The organism is Streptomyces sp. Y2F8-2, from assembly GCF_014905555.1.
Taxonomy (GTDB): domain Bacteria; phylum Actinomycetota; class Actinomycetes; order Streptomycetales; family Streptomycetaceae; genus Streptomyces; species Streptomyces cynarae.
In genome coordinates, this window is the sequence record NZ_BNGS01000012.1 from 272,631 (window position 1) to 287,206 (window position 14,576).

The 14,576-nt window shown below is 73.3% G+C and carries 11 protein-coding genes and 1 pseudogene; all 12 read left to right on the forward strand.

Translation table 11 applies throughout. From position 1 onward, the window contains the following. The first annotated feature begins 283 nt into the window (after positions 1-283). The 12 genes and pseudogenes from SY2F82_RS33620 (at position 284) to SY2F82_RS33675 (ending at position 14,576) form a co-directional block, all read left to right on the forward strand. A complete protein-coding gene (locus SY2F82_RS33620) occupies positions 284-2,008 on the forward strand; it encodes an enoyl-CoA hydratase-related protein (RefSeq protein ID WP_200422854.1) in 1,725 nt (574 codons plus the stop codon). Between the two features lie 23 nt (positions 2,009-2,031). Beyond that, positions 2,032-3,222, forward strand: a complete 1,191-nt coding sequence (locus SY2F82_RS33625) for a hypothetical protein (protein WP_200422855.1) — start codon at positions 2,032-2,034, stop codon at positions 3,220-3,222. After that, positions 3,219-3,761, forward strand: a complete 543-nt coding sequence (locus SY2F82_RS33630; RefSeq protein WP_200422856.1) for a hydrogenase maturation protease — start codon at positions 3,219-3,221, stop codon at positions 3,759-3,761. Before SY2F82_RS33625 ends, SY2F82_RS33630 begins: the two co-directional genes overlap by 4 nt. A gap of 75 nt (positions 3,762-3,836) precedes the next feature. Further along, complete coding sequence (gene hypA, locus SY2F82_RS33635) at positions 3,837-4,232, forward strand: hydrogenase maturation nickel metallochaperone HypA (RefSeq protein WP_200422857.1); 396 nt, start codon at positions 3,837-3,839, stop codon at positions 4,230-4,232. Between the two features lie 3 nt (positions 4,233-4,235). Then, a complete protein-coding gene (gene hypB / locus SY2F82_RS33640; protein WP_200422858.1) occupies positions 4,236-4,985 on the forward strand; it encodes a hydrogenase nickel incorporation protein HypB in 750 nt (249 codons plus the stop codon). Further along, positions 4,982-7,447, forward strand: a complete 2,466-nt coding sequence (gene hypF, locus SY2F82_RS33645) for a carbamoyltransferase HypF (RefSeq protein WP_200422859.1) — start codon at positions 4,982-4,984, stop codon at positions 7,445-7,447. The genes hypB and hypF overlap by 4 nt, the downstream gene beginning before the upstream one ends. Before the next feature lie 53 nt (positions 7,448-7,500). Then, positions 7,501-7,812: a HypC/HybG/HupF family hydrogenase formation chaperone gene (locus SY2F82_RS33650; RefSeq protein ID WP_200422860.1), complete on the forward strand. Its 312-nt coding sequence runs from the start codon at positions 7,501-7,503 to the stop codon at positions 7,810-7,812. Next, positions 7,809-8,933 carry a hydrogenase formation protein HypD gene (gene hypD, locus SY2F82_RS33655; RefSeq protein WP_200422861.1) on the forward strand — a complete coding sequence of 375 codons (1,125 nt, stop codon included), beginning with the start codon at positions 7,809-7,811 and terminating at the stop codon, positions 8,931-8,933. Before SY2F82_RS33650 ends, hypD begins: the two co-directional genes overlap by 4 nt. Beyond that, positions 8,926-10,005: a hydrogenase expression/formation protein HypE gene (gene hypE, locus SY2F82_RS33660; protein ID WP_308437805.1), complete on the forward strand. Its 1,080-nt coding sequence runs from the start codon at positions 8,926-8,928 to the stop codon at positions 10,003-10,005. Before hypD ends, hypE begins: the two co-directional genes overlap by 8 nt. A gap of 298 nt (positions 10,006-10,303) precedes the next feature. Next, positions 10,304-10,889, forward strand: a pseudogene (locus SY2F82_RS33665) (hypothetical protein). 31 nt (positions 10,890-10,920) lie between these two features. Then, on the forward strand, positions 10,921-13,053 hold the full coding sequence (gene pabB, locus SY2F82_RS33670) for an aminodeoxychorismate synthase component I (RefSeq protein ID WP_200422862.1): 2,133 nt from the start codon (positions 10,921-10,923) through the stop codon (positions 13,051-13,053). Then, entirely contained in the window at positions 13,050-14,576 is a 1,527-nt protein-coding gene (locus SY2F82_RS33675) for an AMP-binding protein (protein ID WP_200422863.1), read from the forward strand. The genes pabB and SY2F82_RS33675 overlap by 4 nt, the downstream gene beginning before the upstream one ends.

The window sequence follows — 14,576 nt, forward strand, 5'->3', positions numbered from 1 at the left end:
GACAGGCGTCCGGAACGCCGTCCGCTGATGGTCACCTGCAAAGGTGATGCCGTGTCGGCCCCAGGTTCGTCCCTTGGGCGGCCTACGAGTGAAGCCGGCTTCCGTCACACACGGTGGCGGTTCCAGTGCGGTTCCCGTGACCTGCCCGCCGCCGAGTGGTGGCCCGGGTAACCGCCTTTCGGGTGAATCTGCCGCCTGTCTGCGGTGGCGGCCGACGGCTGTGGCAGACGATCGCAGATGGCCTGGCACATCTGTCCGTACCGTCGTCCGCCGGGAGTACGCCGTGCACATCCTGCTCGTGGCCAGCGCGTTCAACAGCCTCACCCAGCGCGTCCATGCCGAACTGCGCGACCGCGGCCACACCGTCGCGGTGGAACTCGCCCTGCCCGACGGTTCGCTGAGCGAGGCGGTACGGCGGCACTCCCCCCAACTCGTTCTAGCGCCCCTGCTGAAGACGGCGGTCCCCCGCGAGGTGTGGGCGGCGTACCCGTGCTTCATCGTCCACCCGGGGCCCGTCGGCGACCGGGGGCCGTCCTCCCTCGACTGGGCCGTCCAGGAGGGCGCCGAGCGCTGGGGTGTGACGGTCCTCCAGGCGGAGGAGGAGATGGACGCCGGTGACGTGTGGGCGTCCGTCGCCTGCCCCCTCCCGCCGCTGTCCAAGAGCGACCTGTACCGGGGCGAGATCGCCGACGCGGCCCTCGCCGCCGTCCTGCTCGCCGTCGAGCGCTTCGCCTCCGGGACCCACACACCCGTGCGCCAGGACACGTCGCGGCCCCGTCCGTATCTGGACCAGAGCGTGCGGCGCATCGACTGGGACACCGACACGACCGACACCGTCCTGCGCAAGTTGCGCGCGGCCGACTCGCAACCCGGCGTGCTGGACGTGCTGCTCGGCGAGGAGTGGTACCTGCACGGCGGGCACCCCGACAACGGCCTGCGCGGTGCCCCCGGGGAGCTGCTCGCCACCCGGGCCGGGGCGATCTGCCGGGCGACATGCGACGGCGCGGTGTGGATCCCCGAGCTGCGACGGCGGCGCCAACCCGGGCAGCCGCGCTCGGTCAAGCTCCCCGCCGTGCAGGCCCTCGGCGACCGGCTGCCCCCGCTGCCCGAGCTGCCCGTCCCGCCGGGCGCGCGGTGGCCCACCTGGACGGACATCCGCTACCGGGAGGAGGGCGGCGTCGGCTTCCTCTCGTTCTCCTTCCCGGGCGGCGCGATGAGCACCACGCAGTGCCGGCGCCTTCTGGACGCCTACCGCCAGGCCTGCGCGCGCCCCACCTCGGTGCTGGTGCTCGGCGGGCAGCGGGACTTCTTCTCCAACGGGATCCACCTGGGCGTCATCGAGGCGGCCGAGGACCCGGCGGCCGAGTCCTGGGCGAACATCAACGCCATCGACGACCTGGTCGAGGCGGTCCTGACGACCACGGACCGGCTGGTGGTCGCCGCACTCGCGGGCAACGCGGCGGCGGGCGGCGCGATGCTGGCCCTGGCCGCCGACGAGGTGTGGTGCCGCTCCGGTTGTGTACTGAACCCGCACTACCGGCTGATGGGCCTCACCGGCTCGGAGTACTGGACGTACACGTTGCCCCGCCGGGTGGGCGCCGCCGCGGCCGACCGCATCGTGCGCGAGGCGCTGCCGATGAGCGCCGCCGGCGCCCTCGGCCTCGGGCTCGTCGACCGGGTGATCGAGTGCGCGCCGCAGGACTTCGCCGCGGAGGCCGGCCGGCTGGCGGCACGGCTGGCGTCGCTACCGGGGACACGCGCACGGATCGCGACGAAGAAGGAGGCACTGGAGCGCCAGGAGAGCACCGAGCCCTTGTCCGCCTTCAGGGAACGGGAGCTGGCCGCGATGCACCGCGTCTTCCACGACCCGGACGCCCCCTACCACGCACTGAGACGCGCCTTCGTCCGCAAGGAGAAGCCGTTGTGCACGCCCCCGCACCTGGCCCAGGCCACCGGCCCCCGCACCACGGCGGAACCCGTCCGGTCCGCCGACGAGCGCACTTCGTAGCCGGCACCACCGGAAGGACCGCCATGAGCGTGACCGTGTTCGCCCCGCAGCTGGAGGCCCGCTTCGCCCTCGCCCGGAAGGTGGCGGACGCCGTCCTCTTCGAGGGCTGCCCGCTCCATCCGTACCGGGCCGCCGCCCCCGGCGCCCGGCTGCGCAGGCAGTGCGGGGTGCTCGTACCGCCCGCCTGGGGCGCTGGCAGCGAGGAGTACGACTTCCAGCACACCGAATGCCTGATGGAGCCGGGGCCCGGCGCCACCCTCGCGGTGGAGCTGCGCTTCCTGCGCGCCCGGCGGCGCACGGTGCAACGGGCGTGCCTCGACGGCGAGTTCGAGACGATGCCCGAACTCCGGGTGGGCGAAAGGCTCCTGGTGTCCTGCGACGAGGGCACCCAGGAGCGCGTCGAGGCGGTCGTCACCGTGGACGAGCTCACCGACGGTGACGGGGTCATCGTCGCCTTCGGCCGCCGCGCGGGGGAGGAGTACGAACAGATCCTCGACGAGGATGGCCGGGTCGCCGGCCGAACGGTCCGCCGGGGGGAAGAGATCCGCGGTCTGCTGCGGCTGTCTGCACACCGGCTCGAGGGGCCCTGCCCGCTCCTGCGACTCACCGCCGTGGTCGAGAACACCAGCGTCTGGGCGCCCGAGGCCGGGGAGAGCGCCGACCGGGGCGCGGCACTGCCGCACTCCCTGGTCTCCACTCATCTGCTGATGGGGCTGAGCGCCGGCTCCTTCCTGTCGATGAGCGATCCCCCCGAGTGGGCCCGGGCCGCGATCGCGTCCTGCCGCAATCTGCACACCTGGCCCGTCCTCACCGGCGAACCGGGCCGCGCCGACGTGATGCTGTCCTCACCGGTCGTCCTGGAGGACCACCCGAGGATCGACCCGCAGGGCGTGCCGCCTGCGGACACGCCGTGGCGGGACCCGGCGGCCGGGCCCGGCGGCGAACCGGAGGGCGGGCGGATCGTGGTGAGCGGGCGGCCGGTGGGTCCCGGGAGCCGGGTGCGGCTCAACCCGGGGCTGCGGCGCACCGACGCCCAGGACGTGTTCCTGCGGGGCCGCCCCGCGACCGTCGAGGCCGTGCGGCACGACGTGGACGGCTCGGTCCACCTGGCGGTGACCGTGGACGACGACCCGGGCGCCGACGTCCGCCGCGAGCGGGGAACCTTCCACTACTTCCGCCTCGACGAGGTCACCCCGCTGGAGGGCCACGTATGAGCGGCACCGTCCTCGTCGCCGGCATCGGGAACGTCTTCCTCGGGGACGACGGCTTCGGCGTGGAGACCGTCCAAGCGCTCACCCGGCGCCAACTGCCCGCACACGTCGAGGTGGTGGACATCGGGGTGCGCGGAGTGCACCTCGCCTACCAGCTCCTCGACGGCTACGACACCCTGATCCTGGTGGACGCCACCGCGCGCGGCGAGGCCCCCGGAACCCTGTACGTCATCGAGCACGACGACATGGGCGCCGACGATGTCGAAGTGGCCACGATCGACGGCCACCGGATGACCCCCGACGCCGTACTCGCCCTGCTGAGCACCCTGTGCGCCGGAACCGGAGCCGAACCGCCGCGCCGCACGCTGGTGGTCGGCTGCGAACCGGCCGCCGTGGAGGAGCGCGTCGGACTGAGCCCGCCCGTGTCCGCTGCGGTCCCCGAGGCCGTCCGGCTGATCGAGGAGATGCTGTGCGGCGAACGGCGTACGCCGCCGGGCGGCGACGGCGTGCCGGTGCACGGGCCCGGGGTGCCTCACCTCTAATGGTTCCCGGCGGGCCGCGCACGCGGTCCCCGTCCCCACGGGGCGGGGGTCCGGCCTTCGCCGGGACGGAGACCCATGCACGAGATGTCCATCGCGCTGGCGGTGATCGGCCAGGTGGAAGAGGCGGCCGAGCGGGCCGGTGACGTCACGGCGGTGCGTTCGGTGCGGCTCCGGGTGGGGGAACTCGCCGGTGTCGTACCCGACGCCCTGTCCTTCTGCTTCGAACTGGCCTGCGCCGGGACCCTGCTGGAGGGCGCCGAACTCGTCACCGACGAGGTCCCGGGGCGGGCTCGCTGCGAGCCGTGCGCGCACGAATGGGCCGTCGGCATGCCGCCCCTGCTGAGCTGCCCGCGGTGCGACGGCGCCGCCATCGACCTGCTGTCGGGCCGCGAACTGCAGATCGTCAGCGTGCACTGGGAGGACGCCCGGACGCACGCACCCACCCGCGAAACCGTCCCCGAGGAGCGCTGAACCATGTGCCGAGTGGTCGACCTGCAGCAGGCCGTGCTCGCCAAGAACGACCAGGCCGCGCACACCCTGCGCGCCGAGCTCGCGGCCCGCGGCACCACCGTCGTCAACCTGCTGTCCAGCCCGGGCAGCGGCAAGACCGCCCTCCTGGAACGGGAACTGGTGCTGGCCCGGGAGCGGTCCGTGCCGGTCGCGGCGCTCACCGCCGACCTCGCCACCGAGAACGACGCCACACGGCTGGCGCGTTCGGGCGTTCCGGTCAAGCAGGTCCTCACCGACGGGCTGTGCCACCTGGAGGCCGACATGCTCGCCCGCCACCTCCAGGGATGGCTGCCGGAGGGGACCCGGCTGCTGTTCGTGGAGAACGTCGGCAACCTCGTCTGCCCGGCCTCCTACGACCTGGGGGAGACGCTGCGCGTCGTCCTCGCCTCCGTGACCGAGGGCGAGGACAAGCCGCTGAAGTACCCCACCGCCTTCGGCCTCGCCCACCTGGTGGTGGTCACCAAGACCGACATCGCCGAGGCCGTCGCCTTCGACCTGGCGGCGTTCCGTGCGAACGTGGAGCAGGTCAACCCCGGTGTGGAGGTGCTGCTCACCTCCGCCCGCCGGGACCTGGGGCCCGGCGCCCTGCTCGACCGGGCGCTGGCCGCCGCGGACGGCGCCCCCCTGCACACCCCCGTCATGGCCCGGCCGGCCCACGGCCACACCCATGACCACGCGGACCGCGCCGGCGCCCTGGCGCAGTCCCGCTCGTGAGCGCTCCGCCCCCGACGGCCGTCGCCGTCCAGGCGCGGCTGCGCCGCAGGGTCACCGTACGGGGCGTGGTGCAGGGCGTGGGTTTCCGGCCGTACGTCCACGCCCTCGCCACCTCCCTCGGCCTGGCGGGACATGTCACGAACACCCCCGAGGGCGTCGTCGCGGAGGTCGAGGGGGCGCCCGCCGCCGTCGACCGGTTCTGCGACCGCATCGCCGAGGACGCCCCGCCGCTGGCCCGCGTCGAGCGCGTCGACCACCAGGACGTGCCGCCTGCGGGCGACACGGCGTTCACCATTCTCGCCTCCCGCACGGACGGCCCCGCGGGCACCCTGATCCCACCGGACACCGCCACCTGCGCCGCGTGCCTGCGGGAGCTGGCGGACCCCGCCGACCGGCGCCACCGCCACCCCTTCATCACCTGCACGCACTGCGGCCCCCGGTTCACGATCGTCACGGGCGTGCCCTACGACCGGGCGGCGACCACCATGGCCGGCTTCCCGATGTGCCCCGACTGCGCCCGTGAGTACGCCGATCCCGTCGACCGCCGCTTCCACGCGCAGCCGGTCGCCTGCCCCGCCTGCGGGCCACGCCTGCGGCTGCTCCTCCGCCCCCGGGACGGCGACGGCCCGCCGCGACCGGTCACGGACACCGACCCGGTCACCGGGGCGCGCCGGCTGCTGGCGTCCGGCGCGATCGTCGCCGTCAAGGGCGTGGGCGGCTACCACCTGGCCTGCGACGCCACCGACCCCGGCGCCGTCACCCGGCTGCGCAGCCGCAAGGCCCGCGGGGCCAAACCGTTCGCCCTGATGGCCCGGAACACGGACGACATCGCGCACCTGGTGCGGCTCACCGACGAGGAGCGGAGCCTGCTCACCGGCACCGTCCGCCCCATCGTGCTGCTGCGCCGCATGACGCCCGCGCGCGGAGTCCACCGGCCCGCCGACGCCGTCGCACCCGGCAGCCCCGACCTCGGCGTCATGCTGCCGTACACCCCCGTGCACCATCTGCTGCTCGGCCTGCCCGGCGACGCCGACGGCCCGCGACTGCTCGTCATGACGAGCGGCAACGTCTCCGGCGAGCCGATCGTCACCGACGACGAGGAGGCGCTCGAACGGCTGTCGCACCTGGCCGACGCCTGGCTCACCCACGACCGGCCCATCCATGTGCCGTGCGACGACTCGGTGGTGCGCGTGTGCGACGGCAGGCCGCTGATCGTGCGCCGGGCCCGGGGTTACGCACCCCTGCCGCTGACCCTTCCGGTTCCCGTGCGTCCGGCCCTCGCCGTCGGCGGCGACCTGAAGAACGTCTGCTGCCTCGGCGAGGGCCGCCGGGCCTGGCTGTCCGCCCACGTCGGCGACATGGACGACCTCGCCACCCAGCACGCCTTCGAACGTGCTGTCGCCCAACTGGAGTCGATCACCCCCGTCCGGCCCCGGCTGCTTGCCGCCGACCGGCATCCCGCCTACCGATCCGCCCGGTGGGCCGCCCGCAACGCGGCGGGCCGCCCCGTCGCCCGCGTCCAGCACCACCACGCCCACGTCGCCGCCACGATGGCCGAACATGGACTCGACGGCAGCAGGCCGGTGCTCGGCGTGGCCTTCGACGGCACCGGCTACGGCGACGACGGGGCGGTGTGGGGCGGGGAGTTCCTGCTCGCGGACTACGACGGTTTCACCCGACTCGGCCATCTCGCCTATGTGCCGCTGCCCGGCGGCGACGCCGCGGTGCACCGGCCGTACCGCATGGCGCTCGCGCATCTGCGCGCCGCCGGCCTCGGCTGGTCCGTGGATCTGCCCTGCGTGGCCGCCTGCCCGCCCGACGAACGCCTGGTGCTGGCACGGCAGTTGGAGCGGAACCTGAACTGCGTTCCCACGTCCAGCATGGGCCGGCTGTTCGACGCGGTGTCGTCCCTGGCCGGCGTCTGCCACCGGGCGGGATACGAGGCCCAGGCCGCGGTCGAGCTGGAGGCCGCCGCGTTGCGGGCTCCGGCGGGGGACACCTCCGCGTACGCGTTCGCCCTACGGGAGCCGGAGACGGACGGCGGCGCGGAGAGGATCGGCGGCGCGGAGAAGACCGGCGGCCCGGAGAGGATCGGCGGCGCGGAGAAGACCGGCGGCCCGGGGGTCGGCCCGCTGCGGGCCGACCCGGCGCCCGTCCTCGCCGCGATCGTCGACGACCTGCGCGCGGGCGCGGGACCGGACCTGATCGCGGCCCGTTTCCATCGGGCCGTCGCTGATCTCGTGCACCGCGTGTGCGCGCTCGGGCGGGAGCGGCACCAAGTGGACACGGTCGCCCTGACCGGCGGCGTGTTCCTCAACTCACCGCTCTCCTCGGCCTGCGCGCGGGCCCTTGGCGCGGACGGCTTCACGGTGCTGCGCCACCACCTGGTCCCGCCGGGCGACGGCGGCCTGGCCCTCGGCCAGCTCGTCGTCGCCGCACGTGCCGGGGCGGCCCCCGGCTGACCGACCGCCCCGGCAGCGCCGGGCGACGCACCACCCACAGCGAGGAGAGGCCCATGTGCCTGGCGGTACCCGGCAGAGTGCTGGACATCGAGGAACGTGACGGCACCCGGATGGCCACCGTCGACTTCGGCGGTGTGGTCAAGGAGGTGTGCCTGGAGTACCTGCCCGACCTCCAGGTCGGCGAGTACGCCATCGTCCACGTCGGCTTCGCCCTGCAGCGCCTGGACGAGGAGTCGGCGCGGCAGACGCTCGAGCTGTTCGCCGAACTCGGCATGCTGCAGGAGGAGTTCGGCGACCCCTGGGAAATGGCCGCGGAGGCGGGCGGGGTGCTGCCGCCCGCACGCGAGGAGGCGCGGAAGCAGTGAAGTACATCGACGAGTTCCAGGACCCGGATCTGGCACGCCGGCTCCTCGACGAGATCCACGCCACGGTGACCAGGCCCTGGGCGCTGATGGAGGTCTGCGGCGGACAGACGCACAGCATCATCCGCCACGGCATCGACCAGCTGCTGCCCGACCAGGTCGAACTGATCCACGGGCCCGGCTGCCCCGTGTGCGTGACCCCGCTGGAGGTCATCGACAAGGCGCTGGAGATCGCCTCCCGACCCGAGGTGATCTTCTGCTCCTTCGGTGACATGCTCCGCGTGCCCGGGACCGGGCGGGACCTGTTCCAGGTGCGGGGTGAGGGCGGAGACGTACGGGTCGTCTACTCGCCTCTCGACGCCCTCAGGATCGCCCAGCAGAACCCCGCCCGGCAGGTGGTGTTCTTCGGCATCGGCTTCGAGACGACCGCGCCCCCCAACGCGATGACGGTGTATCAGGCGCGCAAGCTCGGCATCCCGAACTTCAGCATGCTGGTCTCCCATGTGCGCGTGCCGCCCGCCATCGAGGCGATCATGCGGTCCCCGCAGTGCCGGGTGCAGGGCTTCCTGGCCGCGGGGCACGTGTGCAGCGTGATGGGGATCGACGAGTACCCGGAACTGGCCGAGCGCCACCGGGTCCCGATCGTGGTGACCGGGTTCGAACCCCTCGACATCCTGGAGGGCGTGCGCCGGACCGTGGCCCAGCTGGAGCGCGGCGAGCACACCGTCGACAACGCCTACGCGCGCGCGGTACGCCCCGAGGGCAACCCGGCCGCCAAGGCCATGCTGGAGGACGTCTTCGAGGTCACCGACCGCTCCTGGCGCGGCATCGGCGTGATCCCGGACAGCGGCTGGCGGCTGTCCGCCAAGTACCGCGACTACGACGCCGAGCACCGCTTCTCGGTCGAGGGCATCCGGACCGAGGAGCCGGCCGCGTGCCGCAGCGGCGAGGTCCTGCAGGGCCTGCTCAAGCCGCACGAGTGCGAGGCGTTCGGCACCGTGTGCACCCCGCGCACCCCGCTCGGCGCCACGATGGTCTCGAGCGAGGGCGCCTGCGCCGCGTACTACCTCTACCGGCGCCTGGACATCACCCCTGCGGCCCGGGAGGCGACCTCCGTTGTCTGACGCCATCGACGTCACCGCACCGCTTCCGGACCCGGCGGCCTGGACCTGCCCGGCCCCGCTGCGCGACCAGTCCCGCATCGTGATGGGCCACGGCGGGGGCGGCGCGCTGTCCGCGGAACTGGTCCAGAACGTGTTCGCGCCCGCGTTCGGGGGCGAGGTGCTGCACCGGCTCGGCGACGCCGCCGCCCTGTCGCTCGGCGGCCTGCGCCTGGCCTTCTCCACCGACTCCTTCGTGGTGCGGCCGCTGTTCTTCCCCGGCGGCAGCATCGGCGACCTCGCCGTCAACGGCACCGTGAACGACCTCGCCGTCAGCGGGGCCCGGGCGGCCTACCTCTCCTGCGGGTTCATCCTGGAGGAGGGCGTCGAGATCGACACGGTCACCCGGGTCGCCGACGCGCTGGGCGCGGCCGCGCGGGCGGCCGGGGTCGAGGTGGTGACGGGCGACACCAAGGTGGTGGAGGCCGGCCACGGCGACGGCATCTACATCAACACGGCCGGGATCGGGCTCATCCCGGCGGGTGTCGACCTTCGGCCGCAGCGGGTCGTCCCCGGTGACGTCGTGATCGTCAGCGGTGCGATCGGCGTGCACGGTGTGGCGATCATGAGTGTGCGGGAGGGGCTGGAGTTCGGCGTGGAGATCGTGAGTGACTGCGCGCCGCTCGGCGGACTGGTGGACGCCATGCTCGCCGTCACCCGGGACCTGCACATGCTGCGGGACCCCACGAGGGGCGGGCTGGCGGCCGCCCTGAACGAGGTCGCCGCCGCCGCGGGCGCCGGGGTCGTCATCGAGGAGCGCAAGGTCCCCGTCCCTCCCGCCGTCGCCAACGCCTGTGCCGTGCTGGGTCTGGACCCGATGTACGTCGCCAACGAGGGCAAGCTGGTGGCGTTCGTGCCCCGCCAGCACGCCGACGCGGTGGTGGACGCGATGCGGGCGCATCCGCGCGGTGCCGAGGCCGCGATCATCGGCGAGGTGGTCCGGGACCATCCCGGCATGGTGGTGGCCCGTACCGGGCTGGGTGGCACGCGGGTGGTGGACATGCCACTCGGGGAGCAACTGCCCCGGATCTGCTGACCGTAGGGCACCGAGGGGATCCACCCGATGGTGGACGGGGACGCCGCCGGGTCCTGCGACCCGGCGGCGTCCTTGTTCCGGCCCTGATTCCCTCCCTTTCCGCGCCGGACGGCGATCGACAAGTGATTTCCGTAAGCACGGCAAGCGGTTTCAGCAATTCGGCGGAAGTTACTTGCGGTATGGGGTGGCAGAAGACGGCAAGGGCGAGCAAACGGCAGCAAGAGTCACGTTCCGGACATTCGAAAAGACCTTCGTTGAAGGTTTGAACGTGACTCGAGATCCTTCCGTACTCGATGGTGTGACCAGGAATCCCGTTACCGTCACCGTCGCATATCAGGTGGTGCCGGGCCGCGAGGCCGATTTCCACTCTTGGGGATGGTCCCTGCTGCGTGCGACCGCGCAGCAGCCTGGTTTTCTCGGTGGTGGGGTGCTCGTCGACGGAGAGGCGGACTGGTATGTGATCTACCGCTTCGGGGGAGGACTCCGTCCGCGCCCGGGAGAACTCCTTCGTCCGGGCACAGCGGGCGGCCCGTGCCGAGGGACTCGCCCGGGAGACGGGACGACGGAGTGTCCGTGGTTCCGGAGTCTGGTTCGACTCCCAGGAGCCGCGGAAGCCGACCCCACCCGCGCCGGGCCCGCCGGCGAAATGGAAGTTGTGGTTCGTGAATATGAGCGCGGTTTTCCCGCCCGTGCTCCTGTTCAATCTGACGGTGCTCCCCTATCTCGGCAGCCTCAATCCTCTCATCCGCACTCTGCTGCTGTGCCTGTGCGTGACGGCCCTCGTCACATGGATTCTGAGGCCACGGCTCCAGCATTTCTTCAAGAAATGGCTGTATCCGCCGCTCCAGGCGCTCCGTGGACGGCACAAGCGGCGGACCGCTTGAGGTCCGAGAACGACGCAAGGGAGGTGGGCGGGTGAAGACCCTGCTCATCGACAATCACGACTCGTACACGTACAACCTGTTCCAGCTGCTCTCCGAGGTCAACGGCGAGCAGCCGGTGGTGATCCTCAACGACACCCCCGCCGACGCCCTGCCGGACTTGGGGGAGTTCGACAACGTGGTGATCTCGCCGGGCCCCGGACACCCCGCCGACCCCCGGGACTTCGGCATCGCCGCCCGGATCGTCGCCGACTCCCGCGTCCCCGTGCTCGGGGTCTGCCTCGGCCACCAGGGCATCGCGGCGGGGGAGCGGGGCCGCATCGCGCCCGCACCGCAGCCCCGGCACGGGCACCTGTCGACCGTCCGGCACGACGCCCGGGACCTGTTCCACGGACTGCCGCAGAACTTCACCGCCGTGCGCTACCACTCGCTGGCCGTCACCGAGCCGCTGCCGGACACCCTGGAGGCCACCGCCTGGGCCGAGGACGGCGTGGTGATGGGCCTCAGGCACCGCACCAGGCCGCTGTGGGGCGTGCAGTTCCACCCGGAGTCCGTGCTCACCGACTACGGCCACCGCATGCTCGTGAACTTCCGCAACCTCACCGCCGAGCGCGCCCGCAGACCCCGTACGAAGAACACCACCATTCCCCGTTCCGCGGCCGTCCCCCGCCCCCGCCGCACCGCGCCACCCGCCCACCGGCTGCACTACCGCCGCCTGCCCGGCGCCGTCGACACCGAGGCCGCCTTCACCCGGATGTACGCCGACGCCCAGCGCGCGTTCTGGCTCGACAGCTCGCGCGTCGAACCGGGCCTCGCCCGCTTCTCGTTCTTCGGTGACGGCACCGGCCCCCTGACCGAGTTCGTGCGCTACGACGTCGACGCCGGCGTGTGCGAGGTCGAACGGCCCGGCCGGCCCCCGCGCAAGGTGCGCGCGAGCGTCTTCGACTACCTCAAGCGGCAGCTCGCGACCCGCCGCGTCGACGCCACCGGACTGCCCTTCGACTTCACCGGCGGCTACGTCGGCTACCTCGGCTACGAGGCGAAGGCCGACTGCGGCTCCGTGAACCGCCACCGGGCCCGGACCCCCGACGCCTGCTGGCTGTTCGCCGACCGCCTCATCGCGGTGGACCACGAGGAGGGCGCCACCTACGCGGTCTGCCTCGCCGAGGACACCCCGCAGGCCACGCGGGAGGCGACCGACTGGCTGGACGCCGTGACGGCCCAGCTCACCTTCGTCTCCGGACCGTCGGGGCAGGACACGGCGACCGAACCGCCGGGCGGCGAGCCAGGCCCCGACCCCACCGCCGCCGAGCCGTGGCTCGTCCGGGACCGCGCCACCTACCTCGCGGACATCGAGGCCTGCAAGGACGCGCTCCGGGCGGGCACCAGCTACGAGGTCTGCCTGACCGACGCCGTCCGGTTACCGGCACCGCGCGACCCGTACGCCTTCTACCGGGCGCTGCGCCGGGTCAATCCGGCCCCCTACGCGGCGTTCCTGCGGTTCGGCGACCTGGACGTGGCCGGCTCCTCGCCCGAGCGGTTCCTGCGGATCACCCCGGACGGCGTCGCGGAGGCCAGGCCCGTCAAGGGCACCGCCCCCCGCGGGAAGAACCCGGCGCAGGACGCACGGCTGCGGCACTCGCTGGCCGTGGACGACAAGACCCGCGCCGAGAACCTCGTGATCGTCGACCTGCTCCGCAACGACCTCGGCCGGGTCTGCGCGACCGGATCCGTACGGGTCACCCGGCTCATGGCCACCGAGACGTACGCCACCGTGCACCAGCTGGTCTCGACCGTCGAGGGGCGGCTGAGCGAAGGCGCGGACGCCGTGGACTGTGTCCGTGCCTGCTTCCCGGGCGGCTCCATGACCGGCGCGCCCAAGCTGCGCACCATGGAGATCATCGACGGCCTGGAGACCGAGGCCCGCGGCGTGTACTCGGGCGCCCTCGGCTACTTCGGCTGCGGCGGTGGCGCCGACCTGAGCATCGTCATCCGCACTGCCGTCATCGCCGGCGACGAGCTGCACCTCGGCGCCGGCGGCGCGATCGTCCTCGGCTCCGACCCGGCCGACGAGTACGACGAGATGCTGCTGAAGACCGCCGCCCCGATGCGCGCCTACCGGGAGCACACCGCCGCCCCGGCCACCGAGGAGGAGCCGGCCCGATGACCACACCCCAGGCCACGCTGATTCCCGCCGACGCCCAGGCGCCCGGCAACCTCGCGGCCCAGCTCGCCGCGCTCGCCGAGCGACGCGCGTGGACCGACCGGCCCGCCTTCCACCAGGGCCACCGCACCTGGACCCACGGCCAGGTGCACGACCTCGCGGCCCGCGCGGCCACCGTTCTCGCCGACCACGGGGTCGGCCCCGGCGACCGGGTGCTGCTCGCGCTGCCCGACTCCGTCGCCTGGGTGACGGCGTTCCTCGGCACCGCGCGACTCGGTGCCGTCGCGGTCCTGGTCAACCCGGAACTCACCCCGCCCGAACTGAAGTTCATGGCCGAGGACACCGAGGCCGTGCTGTGCGTGACCGGGCCGGGCCTCGACGACCGGTTCCCGCGCCGCGTCCGGCTCGGCGCCGACCACCTCGTCGCGCTCACCCGGACCGCACCGCCCACGACCGCCGCCCACCAGGCCGACCGGCACACCCCGCTCTACATCCAGTACACCTCCGGAACCACCGGCCGCCCCAAGGGAGTCGTCCACGGCCACGGCGACCCCAAGGCGTACCACGACCTCATCGGCCGCCGGCTGCTGCGGATCACCCCCGACGACGTCACCCTGTCGGTGTCGAAGCTGTTCTTCGCCTACGGCTTCGGCAACGCCTTCGTCTTCCCGCTGTTCTCCGGCTCCTCGGCGGTCCTGGTGGACCGCCTCCCGAACCCCGCCGCCGTGGACGAACTCGTCGTACGCCACCGGGTGACCCTGCTCTACTCCGTGCCCTCCCAGTACGCGGCTCTGGTCGCGGAGCGGGCGGACGGGCACGAGGCGTGCTTCGCCTCCGTCCGGGCCGCCGTGTCGGCCGGGGAGGGGCTGCCCGCGGGTCTCGGCCGGCGCATCACCGATCTGCTCGGCGCCCCCGTCCTGGAGCAGATCGGCTCCAGCGAGGCCGGACACGCCTTCTGCGCCAACAGCTTCGACCACAACCACCCCGGTACCGTCGGCCGGCCCGTGCCGGGCTTCGAGGTGGAGGTGCGCGACCACGCCGGCCGCCCGCTGCCCGACGGCGAGGAGGGTGAACTGTGGGTGCGCGGGCCGACGGTCACGCCCGGCTACCTGGGCCGGCCCGAGGAGACCGCGCGCACCCTCGCCGGCGGCTGGCTGGCCACCAGGGACCGGGCGCGCCGCAACCCCGACGGCACCTTCACGCATCTCGGCCGCGCGGACGCCATGGAGATGGTCGGCGGCATCACCGTCTCCCCCTTGGAGGTGGAGGCACTGCTGCGCACGCACCCGGCGGTGAAGGAGGTCGCGGTCGCCGCCGTCACCGACCACCGGGGCGCGGGCCGGCTGCGCGCCTTCGTCGTGCCCGTCACCCCGATACCCGTCGGCCTGGAGGCCGACCTGATCTGCCTGGCCCGCGAGAACCTCGCCGCGTTCAAGGTGCCCCGCGGCGTCAGCTTCGTACCGTCGCTGCCCCGCACCCCCACCGGCAAGCTCCGCCGTCACCTGGTCCGCCGGGGAGCGTGGTGA

Coding starts and splice junctions, on each gene's coding strand:
- SY2F82_RS33630 (WP_200422856.1), top strand. CDS start 3,219: ATGAGCGGCACCGTCCTCGTCGCCGGCATCGGGAACGTCTTCCTCGGG.
- SY2F82_RS33650 (WP_200422860.1), top strand. CDS start 7,501: ATGTGCCTGGCGGTACCCGGCAGAGTGCTGGACATCGAGGAACGTGAC.
- SY2F82_RS33675 (WP_200422863.1), top strand. CDS start 13,050: ATGACCACACCCCAGGCCACGCTGATTCCCGCCGACGCCCAGGCGCCC.
- hypA (WP_200422857.1), top strand. CDS start 3,837: ATGCACGAGATGTCCATCGCGCTGGCGGTGATCGGCCAGGTGGAAGAG.
- SY2F82_RS33625 (WP_200422855.1), top strand. CDS start 2,032: ATGAGCGTGACCGTGTTCGCCCCGCAGCTGGAGGCCCGCTTCGCCCTC.
- hypB (WP_200422858.1), top strand. CDS start 4,236: ATGTGCCGAGTGGTCGACCTGCAGCAGGCCGTGCTCGCCAAGAACGAC.